7 protein-coding genes are annotated in these 18,533 nt (G+C 63.3%); 2 read left to right on the top strand and 5 right to left on the bottom strand.

Going from position 1 to position 18,533, the window contains the following annotated elements; all coding sequences use genetic code 11:
* Positions 1–17: 17 nt before the first annotated feature.
* The gene (locus tag Q4S41_RS01930) at positions 18–425 is read left to right on the top strand and encodes a hypothetical protein (protein ID WP_305029445.1); all 408 of its coding nucleotides are present in this window, start codon (positions 18–20) and stop codon (positions 423–425) included.
* Positions 426–510: 85 nt separating this feature from the next.
* Positions 511–1,065, top strand: coding sequence for an RNA polymerase sigma factor (locus tag Q4S41_RS01925; RefSeq protein ID WP_305029444.1), 555 nt, complete (start codon positions 511–513; stop codon positions 1,063–1,065).
* Positions 1,066–1,194: 129 nt separating this feature from the next.
* Here Q4S41_RS01925 and Q4S41_RS01920 read toward each other — a convergent pair whose 3' ends face one another.
* The 5 genes from Q4S41_RS01920 to Q4S41_RS01900 all read right to left on the bottom strand — a co-directional run bounded on the left by Q4S41_RS01920 (position 1,195) and on the right by Q4S41_RS01900 (position 18,139).
* Positions 1,195–2,115 (bottom strand): NAD(P)/FAD-dependent oxidoreductase, encoded by a 921-nt coding sequence (locus tag Q4S41_RS01920; RefSeq protein WP_305029443.1) that lies wholly within the window; start codon positions 2,113–2,115, stop codon positions 1,195–1,197.
* 143 nt (positions 2,116–2,258) lie between these two features.
* On the bottom strand, positions 2,259–12,494 hold the full coding sequence (locus Q4S41_RS01915) for a right-handed parallel beta-helix repeat-containing protein (RefSeq protein WP_305029441.1): 10,236 nt from the start codon (positions 12,492–12,494) through the stop codon (positions 2,259–2,261).
* Positions 12,495–13,172: 678 nt separating this feature from the next.
* Positions 13,173–13,844, bottom strand: a complete 672-nt coding sequence (locus tag Q4S41_RS01910; protein ID WP_305029440.1) for a hypothetical protein — start codon at positions 13,842–13,844, stop codon at positions 13,173–13,175.
* The gene (locus Q4S41_RS01905; protein ID WP_305029439.1) at positions 13,838–14,563 is read right to left on the bottom strand and encodes a hypothetical protein; all 726 of its coding nucleotides are present in this window, start codon (positions 14,561–14,563) and stop codon (positions 13,838–13,840) included. Before Q4S41_RS01905 ends, Q4S41_RS01910 begins: the two co-directional genes overlap by 7 nt.
* A gap of 228 nt (positions 14,564–14,791) precedes the next feature.
* Positions 14,792–18,139: a T9SS type A sorting domain-containing protein gene (locus Q4S41_RS01900; protein WP_305029438.1), complete on the bottom strand. Its 3,348-nt coding sequence runs from the start codon at positions 18,137–18,139 to the stop codon at positions 14,792–14,794.
* Positions 18,140–18,533 lie beyond the last annotated feature (394 nt).

Genomic DNA, 18,533 nt, shown 5'->3' with positions numbered 1-18,533 from the left:
TAGGAATTTTTGAGTGTGTGGAAAAGGACATTGGCGGCGGCCACCAAGCCGCCAGCCACTCAAAAGTGCCGGCCCCCCGCAGGCCGGGCATCCTGTTCTTTCCTGGTATTCTGAAGGTTCAAAGCGCGATTGGCATACATAAGCGAATACTCCAATCGCCCGCGCAGCCCGCTGGGCAAGCTGCCAATTTGCTAAATGGGCGCCTCTGTGCCCCAAAACATGACAGTGCAGGTGAGTACTCACCCACAACTGCTGCCTTTGCCAGCATCGGCCCAGCCAAAGCCCCGTTTTCATCTTTTTTGCCGGCCCGCCAAACCGCCGGCCTACGCTTTCTCGTAGGTGCCGCCCAACCTCATATTCTTATTCTACGCCAGCACCAGGGCATTTTTTATTCTTTTACCCGCACTTTTTATTTTATCGTCTGACTCCAACAAGTACCATCCTTTTCCGTAATTATCTATCCTCGCTGTCTCGCCTGTCCGGTGGCCAGAGCCAGCTGTTTCCTCCTTTATGAAATCTACTCTGGCGCTGCTGACGGCGACGGACGAGGAGGCGCTGGTGCAGCGCCTTCTGGCTCGCGACGAACAGGCTCTACGATTACTCCATGACCATTATTCGCGCAACCTGCTTAACGTTATCCTCCGCCTCGTGCGCGACGAAGACCTGGCCCAGGATGTGTTGCAGGAAGGATTATTGAAGGTTTGGCTCAGCATTGCCCGCTACGACCCTGCCCGCGGCCGCCTCTTCACCTGGATGGTGCGGGTATGCTGCAACCAAGCCATCGACGCGATGCGCAGCCCCCGGCACCGATTCCACAGCGCCAACAAATCGCTGGAAGCGGGCGGTGCGCAGCAGGCCTCGGCCCCGGTATCGTTCAATCCCGAGCACATCGGGCTGCGTGAGCTGGTGCTGCGCCTCAAGCCCCGGCAGCGCGAAGTCATCGACCTGCTTTATTTCGGCGGCTGTACCCAGGTAGAAGCGGCCGAGCAGCTCGGCATCCCACTGGCTACGGTGAAAACCCGCGCCCGCGCCGCCCTGCTGGTGCTGGGGCAGCTGGCGAAGTAGCTTTTTTCAGCAAAGGCAAGCATCTTTCATCCTGAGCGCAGCGAAGGACCTTATCACGTCATCACTTAATCGTTCTTCGTTGATAAGGTCCTGCGTTGCGCTCAGGATGACAGGTGTTAGTTCAAGTTCTCACTTCGGGCACTCCTCCCGCGTCAGGCTTTCATTAATGAGAATGGCGGCGCGGTTGCCGGCGGCGGCGGCCAGCAGGGCCTGTTGTGCGCCGGGGGTGGTATCGCCGGCGGCGTAGAGGCGGTGAATAGACGTTTCCATGCCGGCATCGACCCATACGGCGCCCTTGCTGGTGAGGCGGGCGCCCATATCAGCGGCCAGCGTGCTGCGCTGCAGCTGCGGCGCGTGCAGAAACAGGGCGGCCCGCTCCAGCTGGCTGCCGTCTTCGAACTCAATGGCCTGCAGCTCCCGCTGCGGCGAGCCGATGAGCCGGACAATAGGCTCTTCGCGGATGCTGATTTTCTGACGGCGCAGGCGGCGGCGGGCGTTGGGCGTGAGGTGGCCGGGGCCGTCGGTTACCACCACAATGTCGGGGCTCCAGCGGCTCACCAGCAGGGCCAGGCCCGTCACGGTGCGGCCCTGGCCATACACAGCCAGGGGCTGGCCGCGCACCTCCCAGCCGTGGCAATACGGGCAGTGCAGTACCCCCACCCCCCACAGTTCGCGAAAGCCCGGCAAGGGCGGCAGCACGTCGGTCACGCCGGTAGCCAGCAGCACGCGCCGGGCCGTGAGGGTCACGGGCGCGTCGTCGGCGGTGCCGTGGCCGGTGGCCGTGAAGCCGCCCGCCTGCGGCGTAATAGCGTCGATGAGCAGGCACTGCACTTCCACGGTTTCGTAGGGGCGTAGCTGCTCGTGGCCCAGGCGCAGCAGTTCGGCGGGCGCCACGCCGTCGCGGGTGAGGAAGCCGTGCACGCCGGGCGAGCATTCGTTGCGGGGGCGGCCGCCGTCGGCCAGCAGCACCTTGCGCAGGCAGCGGCCCAGCGTGAGGGCCGCCGAGAGGCCGGCGCTGCCCGCGCCAATAATCAGGACATCGTATTGCATCAACTTTAGAGGAAAGAACGTCGGGGGCTCTAACTGTTGGCACGGCGCACAGGTTATGTCCGGCTTCTCAAAATCAATAAAAAAAGCCCTCCCCGGCGTGGGGAGGGCTTTTTGTCGAATCACCGGCCAGGCCGGCAGCGGCCCTATTCCTTGATGAGGCGCTTGGTGAGGTTGATGAGCTGGCCGTTGTTCTGGCCGCGCACCAGCACGGTGTAAGTACCGCTGGCAATCGTGTTCACGTCCAGGGCCTGCGACAACCCAGCCTCGCGCGTGGCGCTCAGTACCATGCGGCCCGTGGCATCCAGCACGCTCACCTGGTAGGTGCCAGCGGGCAGGGTTGTCAGGTCAAGCTGCGTGGTCGAGGTGGCCGGGTTGGGGAACAAGCTGATGGACGGCTCAGCAGCCGTGGCCGTGAAGGCCACCGTGCGCACCGGCGAGTAGGTGGCCGTGCCGTCGGTGTCCACCTGCCGGAGGCGGTAGTACACCAGACCGGCGGCCTTGCGGCCGATGCCGGCGTCGGTCAGGGCGTAGGCCGTGGGCGTGGCGGCGTTGCCCTGGCCTTTCACTTGGCCAATCTTGGCGAAGTCCGTGCCGTTGAGGCTGCGCTCCACCTCGAAGTGGTCGTTGTTTTTCTCCGTGGCCGTGTGCCACACCAGCGCCGCGTCCACGTTTTTCACCGCCGTGGCCGTAAAGTCCGTCAGCTCTACCGGCAAGGGGTTGTTGCCCGTGGTCACCGTAAAGTTCTGCACCGTAACACCGCCGAACAGGTCGACCGTAGTGATGCTGACCGTGGTAGAGCGTCCCGCGCGGGGCAGCAGGGTGCGGTTCACCACCGTGAACAAGCCGGTGCTTGAGGTGTAGCGAATGCCGATGAGGGCCAGGGCCGTCGAGTCGGCCACGCTCAGCTTGCCGAACGAGATACCGTTGCTTACAGCGCCGGTGCCGGTAGCAGGCGCCGTACCGGTGTTGGAGTAAATCAGGCCGGCCGTGTTGTACAGCGCACCGTTCGGGTCGATGCCGTAGGCGAGCACGTCGCCGTTGGCATACTGGTTCGTGTTGCCGCCCTTGGTGGGCGTCGACGTGTAGACAGCGGCGTTGTCCGAGCCCACGGGCACCAGGTAGATGGCCGTATTCGACACCGCGCCCAAAGCATCGGTGGCCGTGTACTGGAAGGCCGCGTTGCCCACAAAGCCGGGGGTTGGGTCGAAGCGCAGCGTGGCCGCCTGGGTAGGCGTCAGCGTCAGGGGGGTAGTCGGGTTAATGGTTACTGCCGTGTAGGTGCCGCCGTTGTTGTAGTAGAGCACACCTTGCGCCGCATCAGGCAGTTGCGTCACCAGGTAGGTGATGGCGTTGCCTTCGGGGTCGATGGCGCTCAGGGGCGAGATGGCCAGCTGGTTGGTGTTGGCCGAGTTGCTCTCGGGGGCCTGCAGCGTGTTCACCACGTAAGCCGCCACCGGCGCCTTGTTGATGATGGTCGTGGTCTGGGTCGAGGTGTTGTTGCCGGTGGTGCCGGCGTCGCCGGTGGCCGTGGCAAAACCCGTCACATCAAACGTAGCCGTGGGGGCAGCGAAGGTGATGACATTCGACACCGCGTTGGCCGCGCCGGGGTTGAGGGTGCCGGGCACCGGGATGGTGATGGTAGCACCCGAAGCCACCGTAATCAGAGCGCCGCCGTTCAGCGAGTAGGCCGTTACGCCGGCGGGCAGCTTCACCGTCTGGGTCACGCCGCTCACGTTCGACAGACCGGCGGCACTGGTTACCACCGTGTAGCTTACCGGCGCGCCGGCAATCGTCTGGCCGGGGCCGGTGATGGCCGTGGCCACGTCCGGAGTCAGCGTCACAGGCTGGGCACGAACGGCCGTGTTGTTGGCGTTGCCGTTAACCGGCTCCGACTGGTCGGCCCGCACTACAGCGCTGGCTACCAGCGGCGTAGCGCCAGGGGCCACCAATGTTACGGTATTCGTCTGGAGACCGGTGGGGAAGGTGGCGTAGCTAAACGTCACGAGGCCCGTAGCGGGGTCGTAGGTGGCACCACCGGCGTAGGTGGCCACGCCCGTCGTGGCGTTCACGCTGGTCGGGGCGGCACCGTTCACCAGCAGGGCGTTGGCGCCCGTCACGGGCAGGCCGGTGGTCAGCTCCAGGGTCTGCACCACGTTGGTGGCCGTGGTGCCGACGGTGCTGTTGCGGGTGTTCACGCTAAAGGTTACGGACGTGCCAGCGGCAACCGAGGTCGGGTTGTTGGATGGCGCCGTGACGCTCACGCTGGTAGCCATGTCAATCAGCGTCGAGGTAGCCGGCTTGATGGTCGTGGCGATGGTGGCCGTGTTGTTGCGCTCCACCTGGTCGGGCACCGCGCCCGTTACCACCGCCATTGCCGTCGGCTGAATCAGGTTGGTGTTGGCGGGTACATCGAAGGTGATGGTGCCAATGCTGGCATCCAGCGAACCGGCGGCTTGGCTGGTTTGAACGCCGAAGCGCACAATGCCATCAGCCGCGTTGTAGCCCGCGGTGGTCGAGTTGACGAGGGCTGTGCCGGCCACGTCGCGCACTACCACGTTGCTTAGGCCGGTGGGCAGCTGCACCGTCGTTGTCACGGTGCCCGCCACGCTGGGGCCGTTGTTGGTCGTCACCACGGTATAGGTCACGCCGCCGCCTTGCACGGCCGAAGTCGGGCCCAGGATGGCTACCTGCACATCCGCCGTCGGCGTCAGGGCGGTGGCTACCACCGTGGCGTTGTTTGTCGTGTTGCTTTCCGGCGAGCTGGTGCTCACCTCGGCGGTGTTGGTCAGGTTGGTATTGCCGTTGGCCGGGGCGTAGTAGGCAATGGTGTTGCTGGCCGTGGCGCCCGCCGCCTGCGAGGTAATGGTGGCGAAGGTCACGAGGCCCGTGTTCTGGTTGTAGGTCGCGTTGCCGTAGGTGGCAGTCGTCACGCCGGCCACGGTGGTCACCGAGGTCGGGGCCGCGCCGTTGATGAGCACGGCGTTGGCGCCCGTCACGGGCAGGCCGGCCGGGATGTTAGCCAGCTGCACCACGCTGTTGGCGGGGGCCGGGCCGTTGTTGGTGGTCGTCACGCTGTAGCTCAGCAGCTCGCCAGCCGTAGCGGCGGCGGGGCCAGCTATGGTGGTGACCACGTCGGTCAGGGCCGGGTTCACAGTCACTTGGGCCGTGGCCAGGTTGTTGGCCGGCACGTTGTCGATGGTCGTGGTCGACACATCAGCCGTGGCCGTCACCACGCCCGAAGTCGGAGCGTTGAACACCAGCGCGTAGGTCTGGTAGTTGGCCGAGCCCGTGGCCTGCGTGGCCGTGGAGCCCGAAGTCACAATGCCCGTGTTCAAATCGTAGGTGATGGCCGTGGCGCCCGAGCCGTAGGTGGCCTGGGTGCTCGTGGTGGTGGTGGGTGCCGCGGGCGTGCCACCGTTCACCCCAATCTTCAGGGCGTTGGGGCCCGTGATGGGCAGGTTTGTGGGAATGGCCACGCGCGTCACCACGCCGGTCGCGGCGTCGCGGCCGTTGTTGCCTTCCGTCACCGTGAAGGTGACCGAGGTGCCGGCGTCCACGCTCGTCACCGGCGTGCCGGGAGTAGCCGTCGCGGCCACGCCCACCGTTACGAAGGCGTTGGCAAACGTGGTGGCTACCGGCGGCGCCGTTACCGTGGCCGAGGCCGTGCGGGAGTTATTGGTCCCGTCGGTGTCGCCACCCGTAGTCGTGGGCGCCACGCTGGCCACCACCGAGTAGTTGGAGTTGGCGCCGGGCGCCGTGAAGCTCACCGTGTTGTTCACCGTCTGGCCGGAGGCCAGCGAGGCGATGGTCGGGAAGGTCACCGTGCTGCCGCTGATGGTGGCGTTGCCCGTCACGAAGACGTTGGTGGCACCGGCGGGCAGCGTCACGGTCTGCACCACGTTGGGGGCGGCCGAGGGGCCGTTGTTCGAGGTCGTCACGTTGTAGGCCACCTGCGTGCCCGAAGTAGCTGTGGTGGGCCCGCTGATGGTCGTGGCCACGTCAAACACCGTGTTCGCGTTGATGGTAGCCGACTGCTGGTTGTTGGCCGTGAGGCCGGCTTCGTTCGAAGTGGTGCTGACCGCTGCCGTCGCCGTTACCGCGCCAAGAGGCTGGGTGTAGGAGATGGTAGCCGTGAGGGCATTGCCCGCACCGGCAGCCAGCGAGGCAACCGCGCCCCCGGTTGGGGTAGCCGTGAAGGTCACCAGGCCCGTGGCCGAGTTGTAGAGGATGGACAAACCCGTGGGCGGGGTGATGGTCACGTTCGTCAGGCCAGCCGGCAGCTGGATGGTGGGCACCACGCTGGTAGCCGCCTGCGGGCCGTTGTTGGTGAAGGTGGCCGTGAACGTGGCGAGGGCCCCAGTGTTCTTGGGGCCGTTGCCCGAAATCGTCGCCAATACATCAGCCACGCTGTTCACCGTGATGGGCAGGTTGAAGGCGTCAGGTGCGGCCGTTACGGTGCCCTGGCTGGTGGTGGTGGTCACGTTGCTGGTCAGCGTAGTGCCGGTACCGGCGGTGTTGGAGGCCGTGTAGACGAAGCTGTACGAGTTAGTCGCGCCGCTGGCCAGGCTCACCGGTGCGCCGGTGAAGTAAATCACGTTGCCGCTGAAGGAGGTGCCGGGGTACAAGCCTACTAAGTTCGTCTGCTGCTGGCTGGTCAGCGACGCGCCGGCGGGCAGGGTCACTTTCTGCGTCACGCCAGCGGCCGTGTTGGGGCCGTTGTTGGTGAAGCTGGCGATGTAGGTGCCCGTCGGCTGGCCGGCGTTCATCGTGGCCGGGCCGGTTACCACCGTCGTCACATCGGCCACGTCCACCACCGGAATGGTGTAGGTAGCCGGGCCAGCGGTAATGGCGCCGCCGTTGCTGTTGGTCGTGCTCGTGATGCCGTTACCGTCGGTCGAGGTGTAGGTGAAGCTCACCGTGGTGGGCACGCCGAAAACGGGCGTGAAGGTCAGAGTGTTGAGCAGCGCCGGGGTAATCTGCGTGGCGGCAATGTTGGCCGCCGTCAGCACCGTGCCGTTGTAGGTCAGCGTGCCCGTGGCGGGCAGCGACGTAATGGTGTAGTACTGAATGCTGTTAGCCGTGCCGTTCGAGAGCGTGCCCGACACCGAGCTGCTCAGGTTGGGGTTGAGCACCGTGGCGCCGTTGTTGTCCGGGATGTTCACGTTGGTCACGGTGTTGGGCACCGGAGCGGTGTTCACCAGCGTGCGGCCCGCAAATTCCGAAGTACCAATGCCGCTCAGGGTGGCGGTGGCGGTCACGCCGTTGGTGTTCAGGTTGGCGAGTTGGCCCGTCGTCAGCGAGCCAATGGGCAGGCTGAAGGTGAAGCCGCGGGCCTGGTTCGAGTTGTCGGCGCCCTGGTTCAGGCCGTTGATGGTGCCCGAGTAGGTGACTGTGGTTGTGGCAGTGTTCTGGTCGCCGGCGCCGTTTTCTACGCCGCCGCCCAGGTAGGTCTGGCCTTCGCCGAAGTTGCCGGCGTCGTTGTCGCGGATAAAGAATTCAGCCGTAACGCCGGGGCGGGCGTAGCCTTTCACCACCAGATTGTTGCCCACAATAGTGGCCGAGGTGATAATCGGGAAGTCGAGGCCCCGGTTGGGCAGCGCGCTGGCCGCCGTGGGGTCGTTGCCGTCGTTCAGGGTCACGCCGTCGCCGTTGCCGTAGGCGTTGCCCGAGCCCACGTAGTAAGCGCTGTTGGCAATCAGGTCGATGCCCAGACCAACGTTGCCGTTGGTGTTGTTCTGGCTGATGGTCACGTTTTGCTGGCCGTAGCCCACCACAATACCGGCGGCCTGCGAGCCAGTAATCACGTTCTTGCTGATGACGTCGGCCTGCGTGGCCGTAGGCGTGCCGGCTGCCCGGCGCAGGTACACGATGCCGCCTCTTTCGAGGGCCGAGCCGCCTGCCCCAGCACCGGTGATGGTGTTGTTATCGACCGTGGTAGCCGAGGTGGAAGCCGTTTCAAACTGGATAGCGCTGGAGCTGGGGGCGGTAAACAAGTTGCCGCGCACCAGGGCCGGGCCGCTGCCGCCGCCATCACCAAACGTGATGCCGTCGCCGCCGCCCGAGCCGTACCCGTTCTGCAGGAATTGGTTGTTCAGAATCTGGGTGGTGCCCACGGTGGTCGTGCCGTTGTCGATGTGCAGGCCCGAGTTGCCGGTGTAGGCCACCAAGGAGTTCTGCACGGTGCCAATGCCCGCGTTGCCGCGGATACCGATGCCAAAGCCGGCACTGGTGAGGTTGGCACCGGGCTGCGCGCCCGCGGCCGTCACGCCCACCGCCAGGTTTTCGAAGAGGTAGTCCGTAGCCGAAGCCGTGTTGCCCACCAGTACCGTGTTGTTGTTGGTGCCGTTGCCGCCGTGGATGGCAAAGCCGCGCAGGGTAATGCTGGCGCCTTCCACATCGAGCACCGTGGCAATGTTGTTGCCGCTGATTTCCACTTCCGGAATGTTCAGCGGGGCCACGCTCTGGTTGCCGTCGACGCCCACCGTGGTAGCGGCCGTGCCCGTGCCGGCCACCTGGCCGGGGGCCGTGTTGCCGGCGGCCGTGCCCAGGTTGAACGTTTGGGTGCCGCCGTCGATGATGGTGTTGGCCGCGTTGGCGCCGGTCAGCGTCAGGGTCGAACCCACCGTGATGAGGGCCACGCCGGTGGTGGGGCCGTTGGTCAGGCCCGAAGCCAGGCCGGCGCGGAGGCCGGGCACGGCAGCGGCGCCCGGAATCATGAAGATGCTGGTTTCCTTGTTGGCCGGTAGGGCCACAGCAGCGCCGGTGGCATCGGCCCGAAAGCCGCTTTGGGCCAGCAGGTTTTCGTCGCCCAGCGCGCTGGCGTTGGCAATGAACTGCCGCAGCGAGCCCTGGCCCGCGTCGTTGGTGTTCACCACCACGTCGAAGTTGAAGCCGAAGTCGGGGCCGGTATTGGCGCCCGAGGCCGCCACCGATACCGTGGCAATGCTCTCAGGCGTGGCGGTGCCGCTGGTCAGAGCCGCCAGAGTCTGCGAGCCGGTGTTGGCGGCCGCGTCGGTGAAGGCCGGGTTGACGCCGCCCACGGCGCTGGTGCTGCCGTTGTAGGTCTGCACGGCTACCTGGGTGCTGGTGTAGCCGGCCGTAGCCGAGCCGGTGAAGGTGGCGCCCGTGCGGCTCGAAATAACCGAGCTGTTCACCACGCGCACCGTGTAGCCGGTGCCGGCGGGGGCATTGAGGGCATACTGGCCGTTGGCGTCGGTGATGGCCGTGGCCACCAGCGCGCCGCTGCTGTTGTAGAGTTCCACTTTGGCGCCCGGGCGGCCCACGGCGCCGGTGGCCGTGCGGGGCCGGCCCGCGCCGCCGCCGTAGTTCACGTCTTCAAATACGTAGCCCGTCAGGGCCTGCACCACGGCTGCATTGCCCGAAAACTCGGACGTGGAGTTGCCTACCGTGGCCGTGCTGGTCAGCGCCGAGCCCACGGCGGGCGGCGTAGCCAGCGGAATGATGAAGGAGAAGCGGTTGGTGTTGTCGGTGCCCTGGTTTAGGCCGTTCACGGGGTTGGTGTAGGTGCCCGTGCCGGCGTCGAGGTCGGCGCCGCTGCCTTCGGTGGCGCTGCCCAGGTAGGTGCGGCCCTGGCCGAAGCCCTGGTTGGCCGTCACGCTGTTGGCCGTGCCGTCGGCCGTGAAGAATTCGATGACCGAACCGGGGCGGGCGTAGCCCTGCACCAGCAGGCCGCTGCTGGTGACGGAGGCGGCCGTAATCACCGGGAAGTTGAGCACGCCGTTGCCGCCCGTGTCGCCGTCGCCGTTGTCGTTGATGCTGACGTTGGTGTTGGCGCCGGTAGCACCGTTGTAGGTGGTGGCGGTGGTGTTGCCTTCGGCCGTGGTCAGCAGGTCAATGCCCAGGCGGGTGTTGCCGAAGATGGAGTTCTGCGAAATCGTCACCAGGTTGGCGGCAGCTTCTACCAGCACGCCCGAGCCGTTGTTGCCGCTCAGGATGTTGTTAGTGATGAGCGTGGTGTTGGTGGAACCAAAAATGCGGAGGCCCGAGCCTTCCACGCCGCGGTTGCTCGCCACGCCCACCCCGTTGTTGCTGATGGTGTTGCCAGTGACGGTGTTGCCGCCCGTGCCGTCGTTGCCGTACGAGTCGATGCCGTGGCCCAGGGTTTCCGTAATCAGGTTGTTCGACACGGTGTTGCCCGTGCTGGCGCCCTGCAGTTCCAGGCCGTCGAATACCAACCCCTCGGTGGGATAGGTCCCCACCAGCACTTCCTGGGCGTTGCCGCGCAACTCGTTGTTGGTGATGGTGTTGCCGTTGGCGCCGTTGGTGCTGCCGTATACCCAAATGCCCATGCCGCCGTTGTAACCGATGAGGTTGTTGCGCACGGTGCCGTTGTCGGAGTTGAACAGGTAAATGCCCTGCTCGGTGCCGCGCACGCCCGTGCCGGGGTCGGTGAAGCTGGTGGCCGTCGTGCCAATCATGTTCTGCTCAATCAACGTGTTGGTCACGTCGGCGGCCACCCCGATTTGCTGCGCGTAGCCATAAATGCTGAAGCCGCGCACCGTAGCGTTAGTGGCCCCTGCGATGAACTCCAGGCCCGTGCCCGCGCGGCTGCCTTTCAGCTGTACCTCGGGGCCGTTGAGCTGGCTCAGGGCCGTGGCGCCGGTGCCCACGGTGCCGCCCACGCCCAGCAGCCGGTCGTTGGTGTTGCCGATGTTGTAGGTCTGGGTGGCGCCGTTGATGGCCACGTTGGCACCCGTAATCTGCGGCAGCACAGCCGCCGTGTTGATGACGGCCACACCGTTGGTGAGCTGGCCGGCCGGAATCATGAAAATGCTGGTCTCGCGCCCGGCGGGCAGGGCTAGGCCAGCGCGGCCAGCGGCCGTGGAGGTAGCGGCCAGGTTTTCGGCGTTGGTGTAGAAACCGGCCTGGGCCAACAGGGTAGAACCCGTCAGCGCGTTGGAGTTGATGATGAATTGCCGCAGCGTGCCCTGGGCGTTGTTGCCGGTCACGGTAGCCACGTCCCGGGTGTTCACCACAGTGTCAAAGTTGTAGCCGAAGTCCGGGCCGGTCACGGTGGCGCCGGCGGTAATGTTCACCACCGCCTGGCTTTCGGCAACGGTGTTGGCGGTGCTGAGGGCCGCCAGGCCCGTGGTCGTGCTGCCGTTGCCGGCATCGTACCTGGCCGGGTCGACGCCCCCTACGGCCGTGGTTGTGCCGTTGTAAGTTTGCACCGGTATCAGGGCCGTGGTGTAGCCGGCCCGCGAACTGGTTACGGTGTTGTTCACCACGCGCACGGTGTAGCTGCCGGCACCCGTTACGCTGAAAGCGTATTGACCATTGGCGTCGGTGGTCGTGGCCGATAGATAAGTACCGCCCGAGTTGTACAACTCGACGCGGGCATTAGGACGGGCCACGCCTCCCGAAGCGGCCAGGCTACGGCCGGCGCCGCCGCCGTAATTCACGTCCTCAAACACGTAGCCGGTAAGCAGGCTGGCCGCAGCCGGCGCCAACTGCGACACACCCACCAGGAATTTCTCCCCCACGTGCATGTTGTCGTTGGTAGCACCGGGGCTTGGGTGCCACCGGTTGCCGTTGCCATCATTAATGAGGTAGAGCCGGAATGAAACGGTGGTGATGGGGGCCGTCGTGTTTACGACCACCGAGCCGCTCGCCCCCCCCGAACCGGTGGTGGGAGAAATGGTGCCGGCGTTGTTCCGAATCCGCGTGTTTGCGTTGGTTACGATAAACTCGGTCGACCCGCTCAGCCGCGACAAGCTGACGCCCGTGGTCAGCAGGTCCATATCGACGGCAAAACCTAAAACGCCATTACTTCCGCCGTCATAGCTTCCCCCCATGCCCGTGATGTGTAGGACCGGGTTGGAAACGGGTTGGTTAAAAGTAATGGTCAGGTCAGCGTACCGGTAGCGGGTGTTGGTGTTTGCATTAAACGCCAGCGCCTGGGCACTCATAAACAGGCTCACGCTACGGTTGACATTGACGCCAATGCCGCCGGCCACGCCCGATGCGGAAGTATAGTTTCCATCGGTTGAACTACCGATGTCGTTCATAAACGGGAAAAGCTCGTCATCAATAGCGGCAATCCCCCCGCCTGCCCCCGTGCCGTTGGCGCCGAAAACAACCCCGGTGCCCGTGCTTACGCGAGTAGTCGGTACGGTTGTAAACTGCTGGTTGCTCAGCGCAAACATGGCCGTGGTCGTCGGCACATAAGTCGCAAACGTGGTGCCGCTGGGGTTGTTGAGGTTGTTTTGAAAGGTAATGGTCTGGTTATTGGTCGTAGTGCCATTACCGGTGGGGTTGTCGGCCCCGGCTGCAAACTCCAGCGTCGGTGTTTGGGCCAGCACGCCGCGGCCGAAAGTTGCCAGCAGCAGCAGCAGCGCTAGGCGCCACCGGTATTGCATTGCAATTTTGGGGGCACGGCTGGCACCTGGAAGGGGTACCCGCACCGTACTTCGTAAGGTTGTTCTCATGCTTTTGCGTTGTTGAAAGAAAACGGTAAAATGAAAAATGAAGAAGAAACTACTTGAAAAGCAAAGCCCTCGTGTCAGAGTACTATTCAGCTGTAAAATTAAATTTGCTCCCTCCTTGCGGGTGAAGCTTTTCGCCTAATCTCCTCGCTTTGTCGGTAAATGCACAGTATGCAGGGGATGAGCGGAGGCCACATATTGGAATCCATATATTTTTTACAGCTCCAGTCCGGCTCGTGTGGCGACGAACAACTTCGTTCGATAGCTTAAAAGTATAAGTAAACTTTAAATACATAAAACGCAATTATATTACTTAATAAAATCTCCCCCTGGGGTGCTGAATGCATTAGAAATCCGGAAAATGCTCACTGCCAGCATGAACCGATGCGTAGCTACGAACCAAGTATAAGTTCGGATTGCGCCTAAAATCAACGTTTTATTATGTCTAAATAATTATTAATAAAATACTGTAGCCGATTTATTCCTACGTAAATACCACATGCCCACTGCAGCACTCAAAAAGCAAAAAAGCCCTCCCCGTTTTGGGGAGGGCTTTTTTATCGAGTCACCGGCCGGGCCGGCAGCGGCCCTATTCCTTGATGAGGCACTTGGTCAGGTTGAGGAGCTGGCCGGGTTCGGGTACAGGCCGATGGCGGGCTCAGCGGCGGCGGCCGTGAAGGCCACCGTGCGCACCGGCGAGTAGGTGGCCGTGCCGTCGGTGTCCACCTGCCGGAGGCGGTAGTACACCAGACCGGCGGCCTTGCGGCCGATGCCGGCGTCGGTCAGGGCGTAGGCCGTGGGCGTGGCGGCGTTGCCCTGGCCCTTGACCTGCCCAATCTTGGCGAAGTCCGTGCCGTTGAGGCTGCGCTCCACCTCGAAGTGGTCGTTGTTCTTCTCCGTGGCCGTGTGCCACACCAGCGCCGCGTCCACGTTTTTCACCGCCGTGGCCGTAAAGTCCGTCAGCTCTACCGGCAACGGGTTGTTGCCTAGCACGATGCTGACCGTTTGCGTGGTCACGCCGCCGAACAGGTCGACGGTGGTCACGGTCACCGGAATCGTCTGGCCGGCGCGGGGCAGCTTGGTGGCGTCGCCCACCGTGAACAGGCCGGTGGTCGTGTTGTACACAATGCCTACAGCCGCCAGCGTCGTGATGTTGGCCGCCGTGATGGAGCCCGGCTGGATGCCGTTGTGTACCGTACCCGTGGCCGCGGTGCCGTTGGCGTTGTACACCAGGCCCGAGCCGTTGTAAGCCGCGCCGTTGGGGTCGATGCCATAAGCTACCACGTCGCCGTTGGCGTACTTATTGGCGTTGCCGCCCTTTTACCAATGGTCGTGTACACCGAGGCGTTGTCCTGGCCCACCGGAATGGTGTAGCGGGCCACGTTCGACGTCAGGCCGTTGTTGTCGGTGGCCGTGAAGAGGAAGAAGTCGTTGCCCGAAGCCAGCGTCGAGGGCGTCGTGGCACCCTGGGCGCCGGTAGCGGCCGGGTCGTAGGTCACCACGCCCGTGTTGTCGTCGTATACGCCGCCGTTGGTGGTGGTCACGGTGCCGCCGTTGCTCACAATGCCGGCCGGCAGCTGCACGGTGCGAATCACCCCAGCCGCGTCGTTCACACCAGCGTTGGTGAAGTTCACGGTCAGGGCCAAGGAGCCCGTGGCCCTGACCGAGGTCGGGTTGGTGGCGGGGAACGTTGCCACCACATCGACCACCGCCGATACCGGAATGGTGTAGGTAGCCGTGTTCGCCAGGAAGCCGTTGCTGTCGGTTGCGCTGTACTGGAACGAAGCATTGCCCACAAAGCCCGGGGTGGGGGTGGGCTGGTAGGTCAGCTTGGTCAGGTCCGTGATGACGGTGGCCGTCGTCATGGTGGCGCCGTTGTAGCGCAGGGTGCCGTTGATGCTGCCCAGGTTGGTCACCGAGTAGCTCGTAATCGTCACGCCGGGGCCGTTGGGCATAGCCACCAGATTGGGGTTCAGCACTGTGGCGGCGCTGGTCGTCAGCACGGCGTCGTTGGCGATGTTGTCGGCACAGCTTTTTGTATCCTACACCCAACCGATGGCTGCGGCGCTGTAGGCAGCGTGCCGCCGGGGCCTGAGTTGAGAAAGCCCGGGCAACCGTCGACGCCTCACCCGGCACGGCGAGGCATAAAAAAAGCCCGGCGATTAATCGCCGGGCTTTTTGCCGTGTTAGTGGAGCTTTTACTCCTGCTTCATGCTGGGCCAAACCACAGGCTAGCGGCGGATGAGCGGCAGGGCCTGGCTGGTGCCAGCGCCCTGCACCAGCACGATGTACGAGCCCTCGGGCAAGCCTTCCAGACTGAGCACAGTGGCTTCGGCGCCGGCTTGCTGCGTGCGTAGCACGCGGCCGGTCAGGTCGATTACCTGCACTTGGTAGGTGTCGGCAGCCAGTCCGGTGAGGTCCAGCGTCGCATTTTCCTGGCTTGGGTTCGGGTAGATGGACACCCCCGCCTTGCCCGGGCCGAACACCACCTTGCGAATGGGGCCGTACGTTGCGGTGCCGTCAGCATCGACCTGTTGCAGGCGGTAGTAGGCCGTGCCTTGGGCCCGCCGCCCCGCGCCGGCATCAGTGAAACGATACTCCGTGGCCTGGGTGGTGCTTCCCTGGCCGCGCACGGTGCCCACGGCGCCGAACGTACGGGCGTCAAAGGAGCGCTCCACGACGAAATGGTCGTTGTTTTTTTCCGAAGCCGTGGTCCAGGTCAGGAGGGCATCGGTCGGGTTCGCGGCTTTGGCCGTGAAAGTGGCCAGTTCTACCGGCAGGGGCACCGCCACCGCATTGGTGCGGAACAGGTACTGGGTGCCGGCGGTGTTTTTGGGCGCGGCCGACATCGAACCGCCATAAGCGGGGTCGTAGAGGTCCACTACTCCGTTAAAATTGTCGTCGTGATAATACGGGCTGTCTATGTCGAGGAAGTTCGGAATCTTGTCGTTGTCTGAATCCTGCAGGAAAGCAGAGTTCAGTGTGATGTTGCCAGGCGCGGCAACCGGGTAGTACGTGGCTTTTTCGGCATTGGCAGCAGCAAAGGCCCGGGCTTTGGCAAGGATTTCGTCGCCGGCTCTGCCGTTGCCGTTGGTATCGAAGCCCTCGGTCCAGTCAGCCGTTTGCTGGTATACCGGCTTGCTGCCATTGGCCGCGTTGTCGTTGTCGGAATCCAGGTCGAATATATCGGCTTGGCCGTCGCCGTCCGAGTCCACAGCGGTGGTCAGGCTGGTGCCGGCAAGGGCCGTGCCGCCGGGGCTGCCGTCGTAGGCATTGTCGAGGCCGTCGCGGTCGGTGTCGAGGCCGGAGGGGGCCACGTAGGTCAGCGTGGCCTGGGCTTCGCGGCCGTCGTCGATACCGTCGTTGTCGGAGTCGGCATCCAGAAAGTTATAATTGCGCGACGGGCCGTTGGTGGCGGTGTAGACGTCGTTGTCGTTGTCGGTCAGCGTGTATCTGACGTTCGGATTGTCGGTGTTCACGGTGCCGTCGTTGTTGTAGGCCATGCTGGGTTTCACGGCATCGGGCAAGCCATTGCCTCCCACACTGGAAGCGGCTGTAGTGGCCGCAGTGGCCATATACCGCGCCTGCGCGCTGTTGTAAGCGCTCGATTTAGTGCCGGCGGTGGTGACGCGACTGTATGTGTAGGTGGGCGCGGCCATCGTCGTGCCATTGCCCATGGCTTCCACAGCATCGGGCAAGCCGTCGTTGTCCGAATCCAGGTCGAAATGGTTGGGGATGCCGTCCAGGTCGGTATCGAAGAGGTCGTTTATGCCGTCGCCGTTGACATCGCGGAACACGCCCAGCACGGGGTGCACGTAGTCCACGTCGAGGTAGCGAATGGGCGATGCCGCATCCGCAAAAACACTGGGGTTGATGTTGGTGGTCCCGGACAGGGTTTCCACCACGTCCAGCACGCCGTCGTTGTCGTCGTCGATGTCGTTGTTATCGGTGATGCCGTCGTTGTCGTTGTCGCACACGTTCACCGTGGTGTAGGAGAGGTTGCTGGCGGTGCTCACAAAGCCGTAAGTCCAGCTGTTCACCAGTTTATTGTCGCCCACGGTGTTGGTGCCGTTGCCCCAGGGGTGGCCGGCGCCCGCAGCGTTGGTGCCCGTGGTCTGAACGGTGGGCGTTGGGAACCCGGTCAGGTTGGTGTCGTCCCAATACAGCAGGTCGGTGCCGGCCGACGAAGGCCGCATGTTGCGCACTATAAAGCCGCCTTCGTTGCCCTCGGCATCGTAGAGGGGGAAGTTCACGGCCACGCCGCGGTTCACGAAACTGTAGGTAATGGTTTGGCCCGCCGGCACCCGGGTGCCGTTCACTAGGCCGTCCCACAGCACAGTGGACGACTTGCCGGCCGTTACATCGGTCGTTAAGGTCTGGGTGTTGCCGCCATAAGTGATAACAATGTCAAACCGGCCCGTTTCCGACGAGTAGGCCGTAAAGGCCACTTCCGTGTTGCCGCTGCGGCAGTAAGGCTGAGGCGTGATGCTCGCCACCGGCACGGGCGCACTGGGCCAAATGGCTTGGTCGGGGTCGTTCACGAAGCTGGGGTACTGCGCGTAGGACGTGTTGCTGTTCTGGCTCCGGCGGCGCAGGGCCAGGGTGTTGCGAGTCGCGTTAGCCGTAGAGCCAAATTCGTTCGTTACGAAGAAGAAAGCATAGGGCCGCAGGCCCGCCAGCTCAATGGCTTTCACGTAATACTGGCCCGGGGTGGCCCGGCTTTCCACCAGCGGGTAGAGGGTAAAGTTTCTGGACAGCCGGTTCTCAAACGTGGTGGTGGCCGGCGATTGCGAAGGGCCGGTCGAAAATGCCCAGAACTTGCTGAACAAGCGGCCCGTTTTCTCCAGGTTATCGGTGCCGGTTACGGTAAAGTCCCACTTATCGTACACGCTGTAGCGCTGGTTATTAAAGGTCGTGCTGCGGGTCTTCAAATCGTTGAAGCCGGGCTGCGTGCCTTGGCTGGTGTATTCGCCCACTTGCGTAAACTCCACGAAAAAATCCTGCGTGGTGCCGGTGTTGTTGGTGTAGGTAAGGGGCGTGTAGCCATTCGCCACACCCGGGCCGGCCGTGGCCTGGGCATAGCTGTTAATCACGCCGGCCTGGGTAGTCAGCAGCTGGTAGGTATTGGTGGTCGTGCTGGCACGGGTCAGGGTTTTCTGGTCCACGATGGTGCCATCGCCCGTGCCGTAGCGCAGCGTAATCATCAGGTCCTGGTAGGTGCCGGTGGTGCCATTTACCGCCGCAATGATGGGAGCAGCCCGGTTTACGCCGTAGGACAGCTTCTCGCCGGGCAGCAACCGAACGTACAGCCGCTGGTCGGGCGAGAAAGAAACCCCGGCCGCCGTGCTGGTCCAGCTGGCGGGCTTCAGAAACCCATACGAGATATCCAACCCCCCGGAGGCCACGTCCGAATCGTGCACCAGGAAACCGGTCCGGTCGTTGGTCGTGGCGGTTAGGGCGTCGGTGTTGGTGCCCGGGGTCAGGTTTTTCGACCCTTCGGCCCGGGCCATCGGGCCAAAGCTTACGTTGGCCAGCAGGCTCCCAAACACCACGGCTTTAATCAGTAATTTCTGTCTCATAAAAAAGGAAGTAGTGTAGAATAGCTTATAAAAGGGGCCGCGGCGGTGCTAGCAGCCCAGCGCGACAATGAGAATCGGAGTGTTGAGATTTAGCCGTGGCAGGGGCCGTTGTTGTCAGTGCCGCTTCCCGAGGTTGTGGTGCTATCCCGGAAAGGTCAGCGGCATCGCTGCCCATTCGTGGTCATAATATCGGTTAAATTCAATCTTATCAATCTCATTTGAAAGCAAAATTAAAGCAAGGCTTGTAAAATTGTACAAGTAAGATAGTAAAAATAACATGACTTGCTCATTCACAAATTTCATCTACAAGAAAACTATAGCAACCGTATTTTGCGATTAAATTTTTGTTTATCAATTAGTAGTATTTAAGAAATAAGGGTTTTTACATAAATTA

The sequence above is a fragment of the Hymenobacter convexus genome (genome assembly GCF_030580955.1).
In the GTDB taxonomy this organism is placed as follows: domain Bacteria; phylum Bacteroidota; class Bacteroidia; order Cytophagales; family Hymenobacteraceae; genus Hymenobacter.
This window is presented reverse-complemented; position numbering and strand designations above follow the sequence as displayed.